The 20114-nt window shown below is 66.1% G+C and carries 18 protein-coding genes; 9 read left to right on the top strand and 9 right to left on the bottom strand.

Going from position 1 to position 20114, the window contains the following annotated elements:
* Nucleotides 1–28: 28 nt before the first annotated feature.
* The gene (gene uvrB, locus DNX69_RS23535) at nucleotides 29–3067 is read right to left on the bottom strand and encodes an excinuclease ABC subunit UvrB (protein ID WP_110788432.1); all 3039 of its coding nucleotides are present in this window, start codon (nucleotides 3065–3067) and stop codon (nucleotides 29–31) included.
* Between the two features lie 239 nt (nucleotides 3068–3306).
* On the opposite strand from uvrB, the gene DNX69_RS23540 reads away from it, so the two are divergent.
* Nucleotides 3307–4014, top strand: coding sequence for a glutathione binding-like protein (locus DNX69_RS23540; protein ID WP_110788433.1), 708 nt, complete (start codon nucleotides 3307–3309; stop codon nucleotides 4012–4014).
* Nucleotides 4015–4271: 257 nt separating this feature from the next.
* Nucleotides 4272–4967, top strand: coding sequence for a glutathione S-transferase family protein (locus DNX69_RS23545; RefSeq protein WP_110788488.1), 696 nt, complete (start codon nucleotides 4272–4274; stop codon nucleotides 4965–4967).
* Here DNX69_RS23545 and DNX69_RS23550 read toward each other — a convergent pair.
* A complete protein-coding gene (locus tag DNX69_RS23550; protein ID WP_110788434.1) occupies nucleotides 4955–5746 on the bottom strand; it encodes a crotonase/enoyl-CoA hydratase family protein in 792 nt (263 codons plus the stop codon). The genes DNX69_RS23545 and DNX69_RS23550 overlap by 13 nt on opposite strands.
* Before the next feature lie 93 nt (nucleotides 5747–5839).
* On the opposite strand from DNX69_RS23550, the gene DNX69_RS23555 reads away from it, so the two are divergent.
* Nucleotides 5840–6511, top strand: a complete 672-nt coding sequence (locus tag DNX69_RS23555) for a TetR/AcrR family transcriptional regulator (protein WP_110788490.1) — start codon at nucleotides 5840–5842, stop codon at nucleotides 6509–6511.
* Here the strand turns inward: DNX69_RS23555 and DNX69_RS23560 are convergent.
* A complete protein-coding gene (locus DNX69_RS23560; RefSeq protein ID WP_207803184.1) occupies nucleotides 6438–7181 on the bottom strand; it encodes an HAD family hydrolase in 744 nt (247 codons plus the stop codon). The genes DNX69_RS23555 and DNX69_RS23560 overlap by 74 nt on opposite strands.
* Before the next feature lie 453 nt (nucleotides 7182–7634).
* Complete coding sequence (locus DNX69_RS23570) at nucleotides 7635–8576, bottom strand: aldo/keto reductase (protein ID WP_110788436.1); 942 nt, start codon at nucleotides 8574–8576, stop codon at nucleotides 7635–7637.
* A 294-nt stretch (nucleotides 8577–8870) separates the two neighbouring features.
* Here DNX69_RS23570 and DNX69_RS23575 point away from each other — a divergent pair, with 294 nt between their 5' ends.
* The gene (locus tag DNX69_RS23575; RefSeq protein ID WP_110788437.1) at nucleotides 8871–9590 is read left to right on the top strand and encodes a DNA helicase; all 720 of its coding nucleotides are present in this window, start codon (nucleotides 8871–8873) and stop codon (nucleotides 9588–9590) included.
* 10 nt (nucleotides 9591–9600) lie between these two features.
* Here the strand turns inward: DNX69_RS23575 and DNX69_RS23580 are convergent, their stop codons facing one another.
* Both DNX69_RS23580 and DNX69_RS23585 read right to left on the bottom strand, forming a co-directional pair.
* Nucleotides 9601–10437 carry a lysophospholipid acyltransferase family protein gene (locus DNX69_RS23580; RefSeq protein ID WP_110788438.1) on the bottom strand — a complete coding sequence of 279 codons (837 nt, stop codon included), beginning with the start codon at nucleotides 10435–10437 and terminating at the stop codon, nucleotides 9601–9603.
* A 196-nt stretch (nucleotides 10438–10633) separates the two neighbouring features.
* Nucleotides 10634–11500: an AraC family transcriptional regulator gene (locus tag DNX69_RS23585; RefSeq protein ID WP_234827061.1), complete on the bottom strand. Its 867-nt coding sequence runs from the start codon at nucleotides 11498–11500 to the stop codon at nucleotides 10634–10636.
* Between the two features lie 229 nt (nucleotides 11501–11729).
* On the opposite strand from DNX69_RS23585, the gene DNX69_RS23590 reads away from it, so the two are divergent.
* The 3 genes from DNX69_RS23590 (at nucleotide 11730) to DNX69_RS23600 (ending at nucleotide 15535) form a co-directional block, all read left to right on the top strand.
* On the top strand, nucleotides 11730–13856 hold the full coding sequence (locus tag DNX69_RS23590) for a molybdopterin-containing oxidoreductase family protein (RefSeq protein ID WP_110788440.1): 2127 nt from the start codon (nucleotides 11730–11732) through the stop codon (nucleotides 13854–13856).
* A gap of 75 nt (nucleotides 13857–13931) precedes the next feature.
* Complete coding sequence (locus DNX69_RS23595; RefSeq protein ID WP_110788441.1) at nucleotides 13932–14237, top strand: ferredoxin family protein; 306 nt, start codon at nucleotides 13932–13934, stop codon at nucleotides 14235–14237.
* The gene (locus DNX69_RS23600; protein WP_110788442.1) at nucleotides 14234–15535 is read left to right on the top strand and encodes an FAD-dependent oxidoreductase; all 1302 of its coding nucleotides are present in this window, start codon (nucleotides 14234–14236) and stop codon (nucleotides 15533–15535) included. The genes DNX69_RS23595 and DNX69_RS23600 overlap by 4 nt, the downstream gene beginning before the upstream one ends.
* A 100-nt stretch (nucleotides 15536–15635) precedes the next feature.
* Here DNX69_RS23600 and DNX69_RS23605 read toward each other — a convergent pair whose 3' ends face one another.
* From DNX69_RS23605 to DNX69_RS23615, 3 genes are all read right to left on the bottom strand, one after another.
* Entirely contained in the window at nucleotides 15636–16799 is a 1164-nt protein-coding gene (locus DNX69_RS23605) for a PQQ-dependent sugar dehydrogenase (RefSeq protein ID WP_110788443.1), read from the bottom strand.
* 108 nt (nucleotides 16800–16907) lie between these two features.
* Nucleotides 16908–17060 (bottom strand): hypothetical protein, encoded by a 153-nt coding sequence (locus tag DNX69_RS23610; RefSeq protein ID WP_234827062.1) that lies wholly within the window; start codon nucleotides 17058–17060, stop codon nucleotides 16908–16910.
* Nucleotides 17061–17196: 136 nt separating this feature from the next.
* Nucleotides 17197–17850, bottom strand: a complete 654-nt coding sequence (locus DNX69_RS23615) for a glutathione S-transferase family protein (protein ID WP_110788491.1) — start codon at nucleotides 17848–17850, stop codon at nucleotides 17197–17199.
* Between the two features lie 400 nt (nucleotides 17851–18250).
* Between DNX69_RS23615 and DNX69_RS23620 the strand changes: the two genes are divergently transcribed.
* Entirely contained in the window at nucleotides 18251–19453 is a 1203-nt protein-coding gene (locus tag DNX69_RS23620; RefSeq protein WP_110788492.1) for a pyridoxal phosphate-dependent aminotransferase, read from the top strand.
* A 126-nt stretch (nucleotides 19454–19579) separates the two neighbouring features.
* Nucleotides 19580–20101: a DUF992 domain-containing protein gene (locus DNX69_RS23625; RefSeq protein ID WP_110788444.1), complete on the top strand. Its 522-nt coding sequence runs from the start codon at nucleotides 19580–19582 to the stop codon at nucleotides 20099–20101.
* Nucleotides 20102–20114: the final 13 nt, after the last annotated feature.

The raw sequence follows: 20114 nt of genomic DNA on the forward strand, positions 1-20114 counted from the left end.
CGCTACAATCGAGTTTGGCAACAGCGCGTCACCGCTTCTTCCACCCGCCCCTCTTTCCCGGCGCGCCGCCGGTCGAGCGCGGGGAGGGGCCGAATTCCGGGCCGGAGTCGCGGCTGGAGGTCGGCTGAAAGATCCTGCTCTCCGTGCCGGGCCCCATCTCGTCGAGCGTCGGCTTGCGTGGCTTGGGGCGCTGGACTTTCTTGAATTCGTGGAAGCCGGCGATGCCCATTTCGTCGAGGTCGGGTTTGTGGACCTTGGACGACGTGCTCAGGGCACCCCCACCCCGGCCTTCGGCCGACCCTCCCCGCAAGGGGGAGGGTGATTTGCCGCGCCCGCTTTTGCCCGCTTCCGCTGGCAAATTCGCAGCCGCGCCGTAGCGCTTGTTGCCCGCGTAGCTGCCGGCTTTCGCCGCCACGCCCCGCTGCTTCACCGTCGGGTCGTCGATCACTGCGAGCTCGGTGGCGCGGAGGCGTTTCACTTCGTCGCGCAGACGGGCGGCTTCTTCGAAGTTCAGATCGGCGGCGGCTTCGCGCATCCTGGTTTCGAGATCGGCCAGCACCGCCTCGAAATTGTGGCCGATCACCGCGGCGTCGTCGGTGAAGCCGGCGCCCTTGCCGTCGCCGATCTCGACCAGCACATGGTCGCGCTCGTACACGCTGTTGAGGATGTCGCCGATCGACTTCTTGACGCTCTCCGGCGTGATGCCGTGCGCGGTGTTGTATTCGATCTGCTTCTCGCGGCGCCGGTTGGTCTCGTCGATCGAGCGCTGCATCGAGCCGGTCATTTGATCGGCATAGAGGATGACCTTGCCGTCGACGTTACGCGCGGCGCGGCCGATGGTCTGGATCAGCGAGGTCTCGCTGCGCAGGAAGCCCTCTTTATCCGCGTCGAGGATCGCCACCAGCGCGCATTCCGGAATGTCGAGACCTTCGCGCAGCAGGTTGATGCCGACCAGCGCGTCGAACGCCCCTAACCGCAGATCGCGGATGATCTCGATGCGCTCGATGGTGTCGATGTCGCTGTGCATGTAGCGGACGCGGATGCCCTGTTCGTGCAGGAACTCGGTGAGGTCCTCGGCCATCCGCTTGGTCAGCACGGTGATCAGCGTGCGATAGCCGCGCGCCGCGGTAGCGCGGACTTCGCCGACGAGATCGTCGACCTGGGTGCGGGCCGGGCGGATGTCGACCGGCGGATCGATCAGGCCGGTCGGGCGAATGACCTGCTCGACGAACACGCCGCCGCTTTCGTTCAACTCCCACGCCGCCGGCGTCGCCGACACCGCGACCGTCTGTGGCCGCATCATGTCCCATTCTTCGAAGCGCAGCGGCCGGTTGTCCATGCAGGACGGCAGCCGGAAGCCGTATTCGGCCAGCGTCGCCTTGCGGCGGAAGTCGCCCTTGAACATCGCGCCGATCTGCGGCACCGAGACGTGGCTCTCGTCGGCGAACACCAGCGCGTTGTCGGGCACGTATTCGAACAGCGTCGGCGGCGGCTCGCCCGGCCGGCGGCCGGTGAGGTAGCGCGAGTAGTTTTCGATGCCGGCGCAGGAGCCGGTCGCCTCCATCATCTCGATGTCGAAGGTGGTGCGCTGCTCGAGCCGCTGCGCTTCGAGCAGGCGGCCTTGGGCGTGCAACTGATCGAGCCGCCATTTCAGCTCGGTCTTGATCGAGGAGATCGCCTGGATCAGCGTCGGCCGCGGCGTCACGTAGTGCGAATTGGCGTAGATTTTGACGAATTCCAGCTCGTCCTGCTTGTGGCCGGTGAGCGGGTCGAATTCCTCGATGCCCTCGATCTCGTCGCCGAACATCTTCACCCGCCAGGCGCGATCCTCGTAGTGCGCCGGGAAGATGTCGATGACGTCGCCGCGCACCCGGAAGGTGCCGCGGGTGAAGTCGGCCTGGGTGCGCTTGTATTGCAGCGCCACCAGATCGGCGATCAGCTGCCGCTGATCGATCCGCTCGCCGCGCTTCAGCGCGAAGGTCATCGCCGTATAGGTCTCGACCGAGCCGATACCGTAGATGCACGACACCGAGGCGACGATGATGACGTCGTCGCGTTCCAGCAGCGCGCGGGTCGCGGCGTGGCGCATCCGGTCGATCTGCTCGTTGATCGACGAATCCTTCTCGATATAGGTGTCGGTGCGGGGAACGTAGGCTTCGGGCTGGTAGTAGTCGTAATACGAGACGAAGTATTCGACGGCGTTGTCGGGGAAGAAGTTCTTGAACTCGCCGTAGAGCTGCGCCGCCAGCGTCTTGTTCGGCGCCAGGATGATCGCCGGGCGCTGCGTCGCCTCGATCACCTTGGCCATGGTGTAGGTCTTGCCCGAGCCGGTGACGCCGAGCAGCACTTGGGTTCGATCGTTGCGGTCGATGCCTTCGACCAGTTCCTTGATCGCGGTCGGCTGGTCGCCGCGCGGCTCGTAGTCGGATTTCAACACGAAGCGCACGCCGCCTTCGGACTTCTCCGGCCGCGGCGGCCGATGCGGCACCCACAGCTTGACGCCGCCGTCCTCGCCCTTGAATTCGGGGCGGCCGTCGCGGATCAGGCTCTCCAGCGCATCGGCGGTGGCCTTGACGCCGAGCGCCTCCATCTTGCTGCGCGGCGGCCGCGCGAGCGCTTCGGCGTCGTCCTCCTCGGTCGGCAGGCCGAGCTGGCGCGCCAGTTCCGGATCGAGCGTCGGAATCGTGGCGGCGGTGCCGTAATTGGCCTGCGGCGCCTCATCGAGGCCGCCTCGGCTGGCGCCCGGCGGCTGCGGATAGGGCTGCAGCGCGGTCGGCCGCGGCGTCGCGCCGTCGCCCGCTTTCGCAGTCGAGGCGCGGCCGCGATGCACCGCCGCTTCGCCGCCGCTGCGACGGTCGTGGGAATTGTCCGGCGGCGGTTGCAGGCCGGTGCCGGAGCCGAGGCCCGCGTCGCCGCGATTCAGCGCCGGATTCAAAAGCTCGGCCAGCGCCGGGCCGATCGGCTGCACCTCGGGCCGATGCGCCTTGGATTTCGGCGTTTTCGCGGCAGCGGATTTGGCCCTCGGTGCGCGCGCGGGCTTGTCGGAAGAGTCGGGGGATTTCGCCATGCGCCGAATATGGGCCCGAAGCCCTAGCGAGAAAAGGGCGGCCGCGGCCACGAGCTGTGCACGCCTGCCCCGCGGCAAAGTCGCTGCATTGCCGCGCGTCACACGGGCTGTTGATCGGTGCCGGGCATTGACTTCGCGACCGGTTCCGGCAGATTGGATGCAGTTGCATTAATCTGCGACGATCGTTCCGTTCGGCGCGGTCGGGCAGCAGGCATGACCATGGCAGCAGGACCCACCACATGATCGATCTCTACTACTGGACCACGCCGAACGGCCACAAGATCACGATGTTTCTCGAAGAAGCCGGGCTGGACTACAAGATCGTGCCTGTGAACATCGGCGCCGGCGATCAGTTCAAGCCGGACTTCCTGGCGATTGCGCCGAACAACCGGATGCCGGCGATCGTCGATCATCAGCCTGCCGGCGGCGGCAAGCCGCTGTCGGTGTTCGAATCCGGCGCGATCCTGCTGTATCTCGCCGACAAGACCGGGCAGTTCCTGCCGAAGGATCTCTACGGCCGCAACGACGCGCTGCAATGGCTGTTCTGGCAGATGGGCGGCCTCGGGCCGATGGCCGGACAGAACCATCATTTCAACGTCTACGCGCCGGAGAAGATTCCCTACGCCATCAACCGCTATGTCAACGAGACCAACCGGCTGTACGGCGTGCTCAACAAGCGGTTGGCGGATCGCGAATTCCTCGCCGGGGACTATTCGATCGCCGACATGGCGTCCTATCCGTGGATCGTGCCGTACAAGAACCAGGGCCAGAACATTGATGATTTCCCGCATGTGAAGCGCTGGCTGGAAACCATCGCGGCGCGGCCCGCCACCGAGCGCGCCTATGCCAAGGCCAAGGAGGTCAATCCGAGTTTCGGTCAGCCGACCATCCGCACCGAGGAAGAAAAGAAGATGCTGTTCGGCCAGACCGCCGCGGTGGTGAAGTAGTTCAGCCTGTCGGTCATTCCGGGGCGCGAGCGCAGCTCGCGAACCCGGAATCTCGATGTTCAAATCACCTCGGGATTCCGGGTTCGCTCACTTCGTGAGCGCCCCGGAATGACGAACTTAAGCGACCCGTCATGCGCGGGCTTGACCCGCGCATCCATCTCCCGAACGATGGATCGCCGGATCAAGTCCGGCGATGACGTCGGTAGTCGGGCAAGCGCCGGATCACAGCGGCGCATCAACGAGGGATGACGCGCAACATGACTCTCAAACTGTTCGAACTGGTCGGGGCCGATGCCGGCCGGCCGTTCTCGCCGTTCGTGTGGCGGACGCGGATGGCGCTGGCGCACAAGGGGCTGAGCGCCGAGACGATGCCGTGGCGCTTCACCGACAAGGCGGCGATCGCCTGCCACGGTTCCGAGAAGGTGCCGGTGCTGCTCGACGGCGACAAGGCGGTCTGCGACTCCTGGGCGATCGCCAACTATCTCGAGGACGCCTATCCGGACCGGCCGTCGCTGTTCGGCGGCGACGGCGGCCGGGCGATGGCGCGGATGCTGAACTGGTGGGGAGACCTCGCGGTCGTCGGCGGCATTTTCCCGATGGTGGCCGCCGATATCGTGCAACGGCTGGATCCAGAGGACGCAACCTATTTCCGGCAGTCGCGCGAGGCGCGGCTGAAGATGTCGCTGGAAGAAGCCGCCGCGACCCGCGACCGCGCGGTCGAAGGTTTCCGCCGGTCGCTCGATCCGTTGCGGCTGACGCTGAAGACGCAAGCCTTCATCGGCGGGGCGGCGCCGAACTACGCCGACTACATCGTGTTCGGCGGCTTCCAATGGGCGCGCATCGTCAGCGATTTCCAATTGCTGCAGAACGACGATCCGATCTACGCTTGGCGCGAACGGCTGCTCGATGCGTTCGGCGGCCTGGCGCGCGCCACGCCGGGCTATCCGGTCTGAGCTGCCGCGCGCGGCCGGTTGCGCCAGTCGGCGAGGCCGCGCGCGAGTTCCTCGCCGCCGGCCAGCGCGGCGAATTGCGCGCGCTCGACCAATAGGCCCTCGTCGATCGACAGATTGAGCCCGCGCGTCGCGGCGGTGATTACCGCCGCGACCGCGCCCGGCGGATGCCGGATGATCTGCCGCGCCAGCGCATCCGCCGCGGCCAGCAGCTCGTGGTGCGGCACCACGCGGTTGACTAGGCCGATCGCCAGCGCATGGTCGGGCGAAAACGGCTCGCCGGTGAGTAACAGCTCCAGGCCGCGCTTGCGGCCGGCGAGGCGCGGCAGCCGCTGGGTGCCGCCGAAGGTCGGCGGCATCGCCAGCTTGATCTCCGGCTTGGCGAAGCGGGCGCGCTCGCTGGCGACCGCCAGATGCACCGCCTCGGTAATCTCGCAGCCGCCGCCATAAGCGAGGCCATTCACCGCCGCGATCACCGGCTTGGAAAAACTCTCCAGCCGCGCCGTCATGGTCTGGCCGCGGCGGACGAAATCGCGCACCGCATGGTCGGCGCCGCGCGCGACGCTGCCGGAGAATTCGGCGATATCGGCGCCGGCGGAAAACGCCCGCTCGCCGGCGCCGGTGAGGATCACGGCGCGGATCGCGTCATCGACCTCGATCGCGTCGAGCCGCTGCATCAGCCGGTCGATCAGCGCGTAGTTCAGCGCGTTCAGTTTGTCGGGGCGGTTCAGCGTCAGCAGCGCGACGCCGTCGCGCAGCTCGATCGGCACCAGCTCGGTCATGTCCAGGTCTCCATCGGGTCGTCCGATCGTTACCGCTTCAGGCGAATTGTGTATATTTACTGGTCGGTATACATGGGAAGGATGGCCGCCCGAATGTCAGCACCGTCTCCGAAGACCCGCGAGGGCAATACCACGCGCGAGCGCATCGTCGCCGCCGCCGCCAAGCTGTTCTATGCCGAGGGTATCCGCGCGGTCGGCGTCGATACGGTAGCCGAGAAGGCCGGCATCACCAAGCGGACGCTGTATTATCACTTCCGCAGCAAGGACGATCTCGTCGCCGCCTATCTCGAGGGGCGCGACCAGCCGAATCTGGCGCTGTTCCGGCAGTGGTTCGAGGGCACGCCGGGCGCGCTGCCGGCGAAGGTCGAGGGCATCTTTCTAAATCTCGCCCGCGCCGCGCGGCATCCGAAGTGGAAGGGCTGCGGCTTCCTGCGCACCTCGGCGGAGCTCGCCAATCTGCCGGGCCATCCGGCGATCAAGATCGGCGCCGCGCACAAGAAGAAGTTCGAGCGCTGGCTACGCGACACGTTCGCCGAAGCCGGCATCGCTGGCGCCGACGAGCTGGCGCGGCAGATGCTGCTGCTGCTCGACGGCTCGTTCGCGGTGGTGCTACTGCATCGCGATGCGAGCTACATGGAGACCGCCGGTGCCGCGGCGGCCAGGCTGGTGGCCGCAGCCTTGCCGCACCCGGTCAGCGTGGCACGGACAAAGCGTCCGACGCCGCGAACCGGCCGCGCATCTCAAGCAAACTCCGCACCGCGTTGAGATCCGGCAGCACCGCGGCACATCTGCCGCGGGTGGTGGCGTCGGGTTGCAGCAGGTCCGGCACCATCAGGGTGATGGCGCCTGCGGCGGCCGCCGCGGTGACGCCGACGCTGGAATCCTCCACCGCGATGCATTGCGCCGGCGGCACGCCGAGCCGGTCGGCGGCGAGCAGATACAGATCCGGCGCCGGCTTGCCGTGGGCGACGTCGTCCCGAGTGAGGATGGTACCAAACCGCGCGCGGATGCCGGCGAGCGTCAGATGCAGGTCGGCGGTCTTGCGCGACGACGAGGTAACCACCGCCACCGGGCAGCGCGCGTCGTCGAGCGCATCGAGCAACTCGCAAGTGCCGGGCTTCACCGGCAATCCTGTCGCGAACCGGGCGTCGCGCTTCTGGACGAAGGCATGGTTGATGGCGGACAGCGGCAGCGTCTCGCCGTAGCGCGCGACCAGCAGCGCCTGGCACTCCGGCCCGGGCAGCCCGATCATCGACTCGCAGGTCTTTGTCGCGTCCGGCAGGCCGAAGCCGTTCAGCACCTCGGTCAGGCTTTCCAGATACACCCGTTCGGTGTCGACCAGCGTGCCGTCCATATCGAGCAGCACCGCTGCGATCAACCAGTCCTGCGCGGCGTTCACGATTTGCGGCTCGCCTTCGCGGCTTCGCGCAGACATTCCGCGCACAGGCAGTCGACTGCATCCGATGGCAGCGGCAGTTGCGCCGGCTCCGCCGAACACCAGCAGCCGCTGTCCATCGTGCACGAAAACTCCGCACCGCAGCCGGCGCAGATCAGCCGTCGCGGCGGCGGCGCAGGCGTGGCGGAACTGGTTGGACGGAGCGGCATGTTCGCTGGTCGATGAACGCAGGTTGAAACACGCTCGCAGCGTACTCCGCCTGGGCCGTGATGCAATACGCGGAAGGTCGCGGAGGGGAGGGGCAGCGGCAGTCCGGATCGAGAGAAGGGGCGCGATCTCTCCACTTGTCATTCCGGGGCGCTCGCGCAGCGAGCGAACCCGGAATCCCGCTGTGCAGGGTGAAGGGCCTCAACGCAGAACACCACGAGATTCCGGGTTCGCGCCCTGGCGGGCGCGTCCCGGAATGACGGTGTGAGGAGGCGTGGGCGCGAACTACCCCTTCGAGATCGCGTCGACTTCGGCCATCTCCTCCGCCGTCAGCTTCCAGCTCGCCGCGTTGACGTTCTGTTCGATCTGGTCCGGCGTGGTGGCGCCGGCGATCACGCTGGAGACCTGCGGGCGGCAGGCGAGCCAGGAGAACGCCAGTTCGAGCAGCGAGTGGCCGCGCGCTTCGGCGAACGCCTTGAGCTGATCGACGACGTCGAGATTGACCTCGGTGAAGTAGCGGTCGCGGATCGCCGGCATCTTGGCGAAGCGGGTGTGCGCCGGCGCCTCGGTGCCGCGCTGATACTTGCCGGTCAAAAGGCCGCTCGCCAGCGGGAAGAACGGCAGCAGGCCGAGCTTGTATTCCTGCGCGGCCGGCAGCAGGTCCTTCTCGATGTCGCGCACCACCAGGCTGTATTCGTCCTGGCACGACACGTAGCGATGCGTTCCGAGCGCACGCGCCACGTACTCGGCTTCGGCGATCCGCCACGCCGGGAAGTTCGAATTGCCGATGTAGCGCACCTTGCCGGCGCGGATCAGGTCGTCGAGCGCACGCAGCGTCTCGTCGATCGGCGTCAGGGGATCGTAATCGTGCTGCTGATACAGGTCGATCCAGTCGGTCTTCAGCCGCTTCAGGCTGGCCTCCACCGCCTCGACGATGTAGCGCCGCGACGCGCCCTGCTTGGTGGCGTCGGTCGCCATCGGCTTGCAGAACTTGGTCGCCAGCACGATGTCCTTGCGGCGGTCGCCGAGCACATTGCCGAGCACGGTCTCCGAGCCGCCCATGCCGGCATAGATGTCGGCGGTGTCGAACAGCGTGACGCCGAGGTCGATCGCCTTGTGGATCACCTGCTTCGAGGTTTCGGCATCGGTGCGCTGGCCGAAATTGTTGCAGCCGAGGCCGACGACCGAGACCCGCAGGCCGCTGCCGCCGAGATTGCGAATGTCCATGAACTGTCCTTGAGAGATGCGTGAAGCCGCGCATTGTGGCGCGCGCCCCCCAGCGCCGCAACCCGCGTCGCCGATCACAGCCGCGTCATGCGGTGCGTCGTGACGGCATCACGGATGCGAAAGCCATTCTCGGCGCGGGCGAGGCGAGCTATAATTTGATTCTGGCGTGGCCCGCGCCTCCCCCTCCGTTGGGAAAGTATCTTTCATACCGGGCTGCACGACCGTCGAACCACTTGTTCGAGCACCGGCATAAGGAGGGATTGCGGGAACGGCTCGATCGAGGAGGTTGTCGAGATGCGCTTGTCTGCGCCGGTCTATCGTCTGAAACGTAAAGCCAAATTGCTGTCCCGTTCCCAAAACCTGCCGCTGCACGCCGCGCTCGATCAAGTCGCCGCGGCCGAAGGGTTCGCGCGCTGGAGCCTGTTGGTCGATTCGGCGGCGGCTTCGCCTGCAGCGAGCCTGTTCGCCGCGCTCGGCCCGGGCGATCTGGTGCTGCTCGGGGCGCGGCCGGGGCAGGGCAAGACGCTGCTCAGCCTCGAACTCGCGGTGGAGGCGATCAAGGCCGGGCGGACCAGCGCCTTCTTCACGCTCGAATACACCGAGGTCGAAGTGCTGGCGCGGCTTCGCGCGATCGGAGCCGACCCGGTGTCGTTGGCCGACAAGTTCACGCTCGATACGTCGGATGCGATCTGCGCCGACTACATCATCGCCCAATCGGCCTCGGCGCCGAACGGGGCACTGGTGGTGGTCGATTATCTGCAATTGCTCGATCGGCGCCGCGACACGCCGGAGTTGAACGTGCAGATTCGCGCGCTGCGCTCGTTCGCCCGCGCGGCCGGCGTGATCCTGGTGATCATCTCGCAGATCGACCGCTCTTACGATCCGGCCAAGAAGAGCTGCCCAGATCTGAGCGACGTCCGTTTGATCAACGAGCTGGACCTCGGCCTGTTCTCGCACGCCTGTTTCGTCGGCTCGGGCGAGATCAAATGGTCGCCGGTGTCCGCGGTGGCGTGAAGCTTGTCGGTTATGCGGCTTCCGGCTGCACGTCGGGAGCTGCGACGGGCCGCGGCGCGATGGCGCCGCGCATGCCGGCGCGGCGGGCGGCTTCGCACATCCGCCGCACCGATTGCTCGGCGTCGCGCGTGATCTGCTTGCGGTCGGCGTCGATCGAGGTCGCGACCGCATCGCCCCAGCTCACGGTGACGTCGATCGCGCCGGCCGATAATAGCTCGAAGAAATGCGGAATCAGCTCGGCGTCGCCGTACCACGCGACGCGTTCGCGTAGCTCGCGGCCGATCGGCAGGCCGCTGAGCCCCGTATAGGTCACTGCCATCGGCTGCACCGCGACACCGTCGCCGCTCTGTTCGCCGATCGCGTGATGCACGGCACCGACCAGCGCCGAGCGGAACGGCAGCACCCGGCTGCCGTCGGACGAGGTGCCTTCGGCGAACAGCACCATGGCGTCGCCGTCCTGCAGCCGCGCGCCGATTTCGCGCGTCGCCTCGCCGGTGCGGTGCCGGGCCTGACGATCGATGAACACGGTGCGCTGCCAGCGCGCCAGCGCGCCGAACACCGGCCAGCTTGCGACTTCGCTCTTGGCGATGAACGACACCGGCGCTACCGCGGAAATCACGCAGATGTCGAGCCAGGAGACGTGATTGGACAGGATCAGCGCTGGCCCGTCGCAGCGGCGGCCGACCTGATGGATGCGCACGCCGATCAGCGCGCAGACGATGCGATGATACAGTTGCGGAATCGTGCGCTGCGCGCGCCAGCCGAACCGGATCGCCAGCAGATGCACCGGCAGAAGTGTCAGAGTCAGCGGCACGACGGCGGCAATGACGAGGATGAATCGCAGCATGGCAATAACTTTGTGCCGCTCAAAAAGGTGCGGCCCCGGTCAGACGCGGCGACTGACGGGGACCGCTGGGGACGTTGATCGGCGACGGGGGCCTCGATCAGACGCGAGCGAACCGTAACGGTAGTTTGTTACACGGCAGTGACGTATCGATTAGAAGCGGCGCGCTGGCATACCTGCACACCTGCAGAGACGATCCTCAGCACTTGCTGATCGTCGCCCGCTGCTGGGCCCGATAGAGGCTGGGCGTGGTCCCGACCGACTTGCGGAATGCGCGGTTGAAGTTCGCCTGTGAGGAAAACCCGGTCGCATAGGCGATGTCGACGAGCGACAGCTCGTCGGATGCCAACAGCCGCTTGGCGAGATCGAGCCGCTGCCGGCTGACATATTCGTGCGGCGCGCAGCCCGTCGCGGCCTTGAAGCTGCGCGAGAAGTGAGCCGGACTCATGCAGGCGATCGAGGCGAGATCGTTGACGGTGAAATCGCGCTCGACGGACGAACTAATAAAGTCCGTCACGCGCGCCAGCCGCCGCGCGTCGAGCGGCCGGTTCGCCGCCTGCGCCTGCTTCAAACGGACGGCCGTGTCGGCGTAGGTGTGTACCAAGTGCGCAGACAGCGCGCGGCCGAGGCTTTCGACCAGCAGACGCCCGGTCGAGGATTCGTGCGCAAGTTCATGCAGGATGCGATCGGCGACATGCTCGATGAAGATGTCGTGGTCGATCGCCTCGTAGCGGATCGTGATGCCGGTGGGATCGATGTCCATGTCCTGCAGCATCGCGTCCTCGAACGGACGGCCGGGCAGGAAGATGTGCAAGCATTCGTGAATCTGGCTCTCGACCCGGATGAAATCCTCGCGGATTCCGGCCGGACACAGCCAGACCGTTCCGCGCCGACCATGGGTCCGCTGCCGCATCCCGGCGCCTTCGCGGTCGACCACCGAAGAGCCACGGAGCAGCACGGCGATCTCGGTGTCGCGCGGCAGCAGCGACGGCAGGTCGCCGGACTCGTGACTCCACCGCTCCGCGAGCAGGTGAGACCAGCGCCGGTCGTTCGAAGTCTGGAGCATTCTGCCGGTCACATATTTATCGACAGAATTGCCGAGCATCCCCATCGTGAATCTCCACAGATTGACGCGAGTGCAGGCAAGAACAGTCCGGGTAAGCAATTACCATGCCACGAGACCGGGTTTTGGTCCATGGCAGATTTGGAAAACAACCAAGCAGGATTGGAAAAGCCACGCCGCCCCGGGTGCCGCATCCTTGCGCATGTTTTGAATGTGCACATGGAGGAGACACATGGCCCGGACCACCGTCGTAGGCGCCTGCCCCCACGATTGCCCCGACACCTGTTCGATTTTGACCACCGTCGAGGACGGCAAGGCGATTGCAGTGCGCGGCAATCCCGATCATCCGTTCACGCGCGGCCGGCTCTGCGTGAAGGTCAACAACTACGAGGAGCGCGTCTACAGCGACAAGCGCGTGCTTTATCCGATGAAGCGCGTCGGGCCGAAGGGCACCAAGCAGTTTGCCCGCATCTCCTGGGACGAGGCGATCGACACCATCGCGTCGCGCTGGAAGACGGTCATCGCCGAGCACGGCGCGCAGGCGATCCTGCCCTATAGTTATCTGGGCACCCAGGGCATCATCAACGGCCTGAACGTCGGCGACCCACTGTTCAACAAACTCGGCGCCACCGTGCTCGAACGCACCTTCTGCGATTCCGGCTCCTGCACCGCCTATCTGCTGACGATCGGCCACACGCCGGGCGTCGATCCGGAAAGCTTCGTGCATTCGAAGTACATCATTCTGTGGGCGTGCAACACACTCAGCACCAACTCGCATCATTGGCCGTTCATCGAGCAGGCCAAGAAGAACGGCGCCAAGCTGGTGGTGATCGACCCGGTCAAGACCCGCACCGCGCGGCTCGCTGACTGGCACATCCCGATCCGTCCCGGCACCGATGCGGCATTGGCGCTGGCGATGATGCACGTGATCATCAAGGAAGACCTGGTCGATCGCGACTACATCGACAAGCACACGGTCGGCTACGACGAGCTGGTTCAGCGCGTTGCGACCTACACGCCGGAATTCGCCGCGCAGGAAACCGGCATCCCGGTCGAGGACATCCTCAAGCTTGCGCGCGAATACGCCACCACGCCGCCTGCGGTGGTGCGGATCGGCGTTGCCGTGGAGCGTCACGCCGGCGGCGGCCAGACCGTGCGGGCGATCGCCTGTCTGCCGGGACTGATCGGCGCCTGGAAGCACGTCGGCGGCGGCCTGTTGCAGCTGCCGATCTGGGCATTCCCGGTGAAATGGGAGGTGCTGATGCGGCCCGAGCTCGCGCCGGAAAAGATGCGCGTGCTGAATTCCTGGCGGCTCGGCGCGGCGCTGACCGGCGAACTCGGCTTCGATCCGCCGATCAAGGCGCTGTTCGTCTACAACGCCAATCCGATGGCGATGGTCACCGAGCAGGACAAGATCGAAAAAGGACTCGAACGCGAGGACCTGTTCACCGTCGTCAGCGATCACTTCCTGACCGACACGGCTAAATATGCCGACATCGTGCTGCCCGCGACCACGCAGCTCGAGCAGAAGGACATCATGTTCTCCTGGGGACACCTGTATCTGTCCTACAACAATCAGGCGATCGAGCCGCTCGGCGAAGCGGTGCCGAACACCGAGCTGTTCCGCCGCCTCGCCAAGGCGATGGACATCACCGATCCGAGCTTCTTCCGCGGCGACGACGAGATGATCGAAGCCGCGCTGGATTGGAGCAATCCGGTGCTGCAAGGGATCACGCTGGAGGACGTCAAGGCCAAGGGCTATTCGCGGCTCAACATGCCGGCGCCCGGCGACTGGGCGCCGCATCGCGACGGCAATTTCCCGACCGCGACCGGCAAAGTCGAATTCAAGTCGACGATCGCGGAGGGCGGCAACTTCGTCGCGCCGCTGTTCCGGCAGGGCTATAATGGCGATCAGGACGGCAGCCCGATCGATCCCTTGCCGCACTACATCTCGCCGAACGAGAGCGCCCGCACGGCGCCGCAACTGGCGGAGCGTTACCCGCTCAGTCTGATCTCGCCGAAGAGCCACGCCTTCCTCAATTCGAACTACGGCAACCTGCCGGCGCAGACCGCGCAGGCCGGTGAGGAGCAGGCGGTGATCCTCAATCCCGACGACGCCGCGCATCGCGGCATCGAGGCCGGCGCGCCGATCCGCGTGTTCAACGATCGCGGTTCGTTCGAGGCCTATGCGACGGTGTCTGCCGACGTGATGGCCGGCGTCGTGGTGGCGCCGTCCGGCTATTGGCAGCGCTCCAACCGCAAGGGCGCCACCGTGCATGCGCTGACGCCGCCGGCCTTCGCCGATCTCGGCCGCGCGCCGACATTCTCCGACGTGCTGGTACAGGTCGGACGGCTGTAAGCGCGTCTCAATCCACAAGGCCGGCGCCGGCGCGGCGTCGGCCGTTCTCCTCTCGTCAAAACCGGAGTTCCGACGATGACACACGTCGTGACTGATAATTGCAAGGGCTGCCGCTACACCGAATGCGTGACGGTGTGCCCGGTCGAGTGTTTCCATCTCGACGGCACCATGACCTATATCGATCCGGAGAACTGCATCGACTGCGGTGGCTGCGTGCCGGCCTGCCCGGTCGGTGCGATCGAGCCGGACTACCGGCTCGCGGCGGACAAGAAGTTCTGGATCGCCGTCAACCGCAAGCGCGTGGCCGAAACCCCGGTGATCACCGCGCGGCTGCCACCGCTGCCCGGCGCCGACAAACGAAAGGTCGCGCTGGGACGATGACGTCTGCATTTCATGTCGCCGTCGTCGGCAGCGGGCCGGCCGGATTCTACGCCGCCGAAGCGCTGCTGCGCTCCGGCATGCCGGTCGCCGTGGATATGTTCGAGCAGCTGCCGGTGCCTTACGGCCTGGTGCGGTTCGGCGTCGCCCCCGATCATCCCAAGCTCAAGCTGGTCAGTATCACCTTCGACAAGATCGCGGCGCTGTCCGGCTTTCGCTTTGTCGGCGGCGTCACGGTCGGCAAGGATGTGACGATCGACGAACTGCGTGCGGCCTACGATGCGGTCGTGCTCGCCACTGGAGCCGATCTCAGTCGGTCGCTCGATATTCCCGGCGAAACGCTGCCGGGCTGTTACTCGGCCGGCGAGTTCGTGGCCTGGTACAACGGCCATCCCGATTATCGCGATCGAAGCTTCGATCTCAGCCACGAGGTGGCGACCGTCATCGGCCACGGCAACGTCGCGCTCGACGTCGCGCGCATCCTGTCGAAGACCGCCGATGAACTACGGCAGACGGACATCGCCGCTCACGCACTTGAGGTTCTGGCAGAAAGCCAGGTGCGCGAGGTGCATGTCGTCGGTCGCGGTGGTCCGCTGCAGGCGAAATTCGGCGCCAAGGAGCTGCGCGACTTCCTCAGCCTCACCGCGTGCGATGCCTGGGTCGATCCGCGCGACCTCGCCGCCGTGCCCGAGGCGACCGATGATCCCGAGCGCGACGAGAAGCTCGCTCTGCTTCGCACCTTCGCGGCGCAGACGCCATCCAAGTCGCGGCGGAGCATCTTCCGCTTCGAGCTGACGCCGGTCGCGATCGAGGGCCGGCACAGGGTCGAGGCGATCACCTTGGCGCGGGACGGCGTGGCGGCCGAACGCATCGCATGCGGGGCGATCTTCAGCAGTATCGGCCGTCGCACCGCGCCGATCGCGGGCGTTCCTTACGATGCGGCGCGCGGCGTTCACGCCAATATCGGCGGCCGGGTCACGGACCAAGACGGCGTCGTCCCGGGTCTCTACGTCTGCGGCTGGAGCAAACGGGGCCCGAGCGGCACGATCGGCACGAACCGATCCTGCGGCATGGCGACGGCCGAGGCCGTGATCGCCGATCTGTCGGCGGGTGCGCCGCCGCGCGGCGCGCCCGAGGCGTTGCTGGCGCGGTTGTGGACTCGCGTGCCGCGGCTCGTGAGCTATCAGGACTGGGCGGCGATCGACGCTGTGGAGAAACGCAACGGCGCGGCAAACGGTCGGCCGCGGGAGAAGTTCGTCGCGATCTCCGACATGCTCGCAGCATTGGAAGCAGCATCATGAATCCGGACGCGACTCGGCAGGACTTCTGGCGCGGTCCGAGTATGCCGAGCCGGTCGCCGGGGTGACCGGCGGCTGACCTGTCTCGCCATCCTCGGACTCGTCACTCGCTTGCCGGCGTCACTCGCAGAATCCGCCCGGCGGCGCTGTCGGTGAGCAGCCACAGCGCGCCATCGGGCCCTTGGCGGACGTCGCGGATCCGTTCGCTCAACGCTTGCAACAGCCGTTCTTCGCCGGTGATCTTGTCGCCCTGTAGCGACAGCCGCACCAGCATCTGTCCCGACAGCGCGCCGACGAACAGGCTGCCTTTCCAGTTCGGAAACAGCTTGCCGGTGTAGAACGCCATGCCGCTCGGCGAGATCGACGGCACCCAATACTTGGCCGGCTGCTGCATGCCCGGCTTCGTGGTCGCCTCGTGAATTTTAGCGCCGCTGTAATCGACGCCGTAGCCGATCACTGGCCAGCCGTAATTCTCACCCCTGCGGATCGGGTTGACCTCGTCGCCGCCGCGCGGGCCATGCTCGACTTCCCACAGACTGCCGTCAGCGGGATTGAAAGCGAGGCCTTGCGGATTGCGGTGGCCGAGGCTCCAGACCTCCGGCTTGGCACCGTCGCGACCGGCGAATGGATTGTCCTTCGGCGCGCTGCCGTCGGGCGCGATCCGGACGATCTTGCCGAGATGATTGGACAGATTCTGCGCCTGATCGCGATGGGCGTAGTGCTCGCCGAGAGTGACGAACAGATCGCCGCCGCCGTCCTGTGCGATCCGGCAGCCGTAGTGATTGCCGGACGACAGCGGCCCCTGCTGGCGGAAAATCACCTGGACGTCGTCGAGCCGCGGTGCATCGCCCTCGGTCAGCCGAGCGCGCGCCACCGCGGTCCGGCCGCCGCGGCCGTCGCGTTCGGCGTAGCACAGGTAGAGCGTGCGGTTGGTGGCGATGTCCTTGTCGGCGGCGACGTCGAGCAGTCCGCCCTGACCCGAGGCCCAGACCTCCGGTACGCCCTGCAGCGGTTTGGATACCTGGCCCTGCTGCGTCACCAGTCGCAGCCGGCCGGGGCGCTCGGTCACCAGCATCCGGCCATCGGGCAGGAACGCCAGCCCCCAGGGATGCACCAGATCCTCCGCCACCGTCTGCACGCTCAGCGGACCGGCGGACGATTCGAAGGTCGTGATGGCGCCGCGGCTGGCGGTGACGATGACCAGAGAGGCGACCAGCGCGGTCGCCGCGGTGAGCGTGCCCGAAACCCAGACGATCGGTGCCTTCATCGCAATGCCTCGTCGCAGAATGGCCGTCGCGGCTGCGGACCGGCGCGGTTCAACGCACCGTGATGGAAAAAGATCGTGACTGAGAGGATTGCCGCGCGAAAGATGTCGTCATGCCGCAACGAGGTGCGGCGACAGCAGCGTCAGCGCCAGGATCGCGCCGAGCGAGGCGACCGCGAGCAATAACGACGCGGCGACGGCCCGCAGCAGGCGGGCGGAGGTAACGTGCGCGACGGGCCGGATGAAGCCGGGCGACGGAAGCATGACTCGAAATCCTCGAACCAATCGCCGGCGAATCACCGGCGTCAGCCGATTGTCCTGCAATCACGGGCGCTTGTGCGGCGCCGAGGCGCGCCAAACATGTCCAAATCGTGGCGGAATTGGAGCGGGGTGACCGGCGTCAAGCCTCGGCGGCGAAGTTCGCGGCGTCTGCGACCGCCGCCTCCGGGGTCCAGTCCATGGTAATGAAACCCGGCGTTTGTTCGACCCGGCGCAGCCAGGCGTTGACTGCCGGGAACATCGACAGGTCGAAGTCGCATTGGTCGGCGACATGCGTGTAGCCGTACAGCGCGATGTCGGCGATGGTGAGCTGGCCGGCCGCGAAGTAATCGTTGGTCTTGAGGTGGTTTTCCATCACCTGCAGCGCCGCGTAGCCGCGCTCCAGCCAGTCTTCCAGAGCGTGGGTCTGCAGATCGCGCCCGCCCTTCACCAGACACAGCCAGAAATACGCCGAACCGATGTTGGGCTCGAGCGCGTGCTGCTCGAAGAACATCCACTGCAGCGCTTCGGCCCGGTCCATCCGGGTGTCCGGCGCCAGCGAGGTGCCGACGGCGAGATACCACAGGATCGCGTTGGACTCGGCGAGGTAGCGGCCTGGCGCGGTTTCCAGCAGCGGCACCTGGCCGCTCGGATTCTTGGCGAGGAAGTCGGGCGTGCGGCTTTCGCCGCGCAGGATATCGACCTCGATCGCGCGGTAGGGGGCATCGAGAAACGCCAGCGCAAGGCGAACCTTGTAGCTGTTTCCCGATCGCTGCATCGAATAGAGCTTGTACATCCTGAAGGTCGCTTCGCTCTCCCTGCCGCCGGCATCTGCCGCGCCCAACGCGGCTAAACAATGATGCCCCCCGGCAGGCGTCGCAAGCCCCAAGCGCTGGAAAGCATCGAAATCCCATGCCGCATTGCGAAGGCGGCGGTCGGGGCTCGAAAAACGCGCGGCGGCGACCGATTTGGCCTTTTCGCTATGCGAAATCGGCGGTGAGGGTGGTCTGCCGCGCATGACTGGCAACAGCGCTCCCGGAGCCTACGCCGCAGCGGTTGTACGGCATTCGGGCAATGCCACCATTCCTGCAAGCTTCTTGCGATGCAACGTGCCGACGCTTAGTGTGGAGGCATTCCCGTCAGAGATGGAAGAGTCGTGCCAAATGCCGACTCATGACGGCTGCAAGGAGAAGACGATGCCGTTCCTCGCCACCGCGCTCGATCGTGTCAAGCCGTCCGCGACCATCGCGGTCACGGACAAAGCGCGTGAGCTGAAAGCGGCCGGGCGCAACGTCATCGGCTTGGGCTCCGGCGAGCCGGATTTCGACACCCCCGCCAACATCAAGCTGGCGGCGATCCATGCGGTCGAGGCCGGCAAGACCAAGTACACCGCGGTCGACGGCATTCCGGAGCTGAAGCAGGCGATCATCGCCAAGTTTCAGCGCGAGAACGGCCTCACCTACAAGCCGAACCAGATCATCGTCGGCACCGGCGGCAAGCAGGTGCTGTACAACGCACTGATGGCGACCATCAATCCGGGCGACGAGGTAATCATCCCGGCGCCGTATTGGGTCAGCTATCCGGAAATGGTCGCGCTCGCCGGCGGCGAGAGCGTGCCGGTGGTGTGCACCGCCGAGTTCGGCTTCAAGCTGCAGCCGGCGGCGCTGGAAGCGTCGATCACGCCGAAGACCAAGTGGATCATTCTCAACTCGCCGTCGAACCCGACCGGCGCGGCCTACAGCCGTGCCGAGCTGAAGGCGCTCACCGACGTTCTGGTCAAGCACCCGCATGTCTGGGTGATGACCGACGACATGTACGAGCACCTCGTCTATGACGACTTCGAGTTCACCACCCCGGCGCAGATCGAGCCGAAGCTGTTCGATCGCACCCTGACGGTGAACGGCGTCTCGAAGTCGTATTGCATGACCGGCTGGCGGATCGGCTATGCCGGCGGCCCGGCCGAGCTGATCAAGGCGATGTCGACGATCCAGTCGCAGTCGACCTCGAACCCGTGCTCGATCGCCCAGTGGGCCGCCGTCGAGGCGCTCACCGGTCCGCAAGACTTCATCGACGCGCACAACAAGGTGTTCAAGGAGCGCCGCGATCTGGTGGTGTCGATGCTGAACCAGGCGGCCGGGATCGACTGCCCGCGGCCCGAAGGCGCGTTCTACGTCTATCCGTCTTGTGCCGGCACCATCGGCAAGACCGCGCCGTCGGGCAAAAAGATCGAGACCGACCAGGACTTCGTCACCGAGCTGCTGGAGGCGGAAGGCGTTGCGGTAGTGCAAGGCTCGGCGTTCGGCCTCGGTCCGGCATTCCGGATCTCCTACGCCACCAAGACGTCGGATCTGGAAGACGCCTGCAAGCGCATCCAGCGGTTTTGCGGAAACTTGCGGTAAATATTTCATTAACAATCCGCAAGGTTCACAGGATTCGTTCCAAAACTTTGGAAGCGCCTTGTTTTGGACAAGACGCTTCCTTTTTGTCGCCCTCGCAATCTCAATCCACATGTGGAGTGTGCTTCTATGTTTACCCTTAGACAGTTCGGCATCGCTGCGGTCGCGCTGATCGCCTCGGTCGCGAGTGCGAGCGCGCAGGAGCGCGTGCAGGTCGGCGTGATCGAATGCGCCGGCGGTCCGAACGTCGGTTATGTGGTCGGTTCGACCACTCAGCTCGAGTGCCTGTTCCGGACCGACGGTCGTCGTCCCGAGCCGTACATCGCGCATGTGCAGCGCATTGGCGTCGACCTCGGCTTCACGCAGACCACCGGTCTTGCTTGGGCGGTGTACGCTCCGACCCGTCGCATCGGCCGCGGTGACCTCGGCGGCAGCTACGGCGGCGTCGGCGCCAACGCGTCGTTCGGCTTCGGCGTCGGCGGCAACCTGCTGGTCGGCGGCTCCAACAACGCCTTCGCACTGCAGCCGCTCAGCCTGCAGGGCCAGACCGGCCTGAACGCCACCGCGGGCATCGTCGACGTGCAGCTCCTGCCGGCGCCGATCGCCAAGAAGCACTACCGCAAGCATCGCCGTCATCATCGTCATCACTAATTGACGGCGCCTC

The sequence above is a fragment of the Rhodopseudomonas palustris genome, assembly GCF_003226555.1.
GTDB classification, from domain to species: Bacteria; Pseudomonadota; Alphaproteobacteria; order Rhizobiales; family Xanthobacteraceae; genus Rhodopseudomonas; species Rhodopseudomonas palustris_I.

Bases quoted from the DNA above. Each gene is read 5' to 3' on its own strand.
- DNX69_RS23570 (WP_110788436.1), bottom strand. From the start codon at position 8,576: ATGGACATTCGCAATCTCGGCGGCAGCGGCCTGCGGGTCTCGGTCGTC.
- DNX69_RS23615 (WP_110788491.1), bottom strand. From the start codon at position 17,850: ATGTACAAGCTCTATTCGATGCAGCGATCGGGAAACAGCTACAAGGTT.
- DNX69_RS23610 (WP_234827062.1), bottom strand. From the start codon at position 17,060: ATGCTTCCGTCGCCCGGCTTCATCCGGCCCGTCGCGCACGTTACCTCC.
- DNX69_RS23605 (WP_110788443.1), bottom strand. From the start codon at position 16,799: ATGAAGGCACCGATCGTCTGGGTTTCGGGCACGCTCACCGCGGCGACC.
- DNX69_RS23590 (WP_110788440.1), top strand. From the start codon at position 11,730: ATGGCCCGGACCACCGTCGTAGGCGCCTGCCCCCACGATTGCCCCGAC.
- DNX69_RS23575 (WP_110788437.1), top strand. From the start codon at position 8,871: ATGCGCTTGTCTGCGCCGGTCTATCGTCTGAAACGTAAAGCCAAATTG.
- DNX69_RS23540 (WP_110788433.1), top strand. From the start codon at position 3,307: ATGATCGATCTCTACTACTGGACCACGCCGAACGGCCACAAGATCACG.
- DNX69_RS23585 (WP_234827061.1), bottom strand. From the start codon at position 11,500: ATGCTCCAGACTTCGAACGACCGGCGCTGGTCTCACCTGCTCGCGGAG.
- DNX69_RS23555 (WP_110788490.1), top strand. From the start codon at position 5,840: ATGTCAGCACCGTCTCCGAAGACCCGCGAGGGCAATACCACGCGCGAG.
- DNX69_RS23620 (WP_110788492.1), top strand. From the start codon at position 18,251: ATGCCGTTCCTCGCCACCGCGCTCGATCGTGTCAAGCCGTCCGCGACC.
- DNX69_RS23600 (WP_110788442.1), top strand. From the start codon at position 14,234: ATGACGTCTGCATTTCATGTCGCCGTCGTCGGCAGCGGGCCGGCCGGA.
- DNX69_RS23560 (WP_207803184.1), bottom strand. From the start codon at position 7,181: ATGTCTGCGCGAAGCCGCGAAGGCGAGCCGCAAATCGTGAACGCCGCG.
- DNX69_RS23550 (WP_110788434.1), bottom strand. From the start codon at position 5,746: ATGACCGAGCTGGTGCCGATCGAGCTGCGCGACGGCGTCGCGCTGCTG.
- DNX69_RS23545 (WP_110788488.1), top strand. From the start codon at position 4,272: ATGACTCTCAAACTGTTCGAACTGGTCGGGGCCGATGCCGGCCGGCCG.
- uvrB (WP_110788432.1), bottom strand. From the start codon at position 3,067: ATGGCGAAATCCCCCGACTCTTCCGACAAGCCCGCGCGCGCACCGAGG.
- DNX69_RS23595 (WP_110788441.1), top strand. From the start codon at position 13,932: ATGACACACGTCGTGACTGATAATTGCAAGGGCTGCCGCTACACCGAA.
- DNX69_RS23580 (WP_110788438.1), bottom strand. From the start codon at position 10,437: ATGCTGCGATTCATCCTCGTCATTGCCGCCGTCGTGCCGCTGACTCTG.
- DNX69_RS23625 (WP_110788444.1), top strand. From the start codon at position 19,580: ATGTTTACCCTTAGACAGTTCGGCATCGCTGCGGTCGCGCTGATCGCC.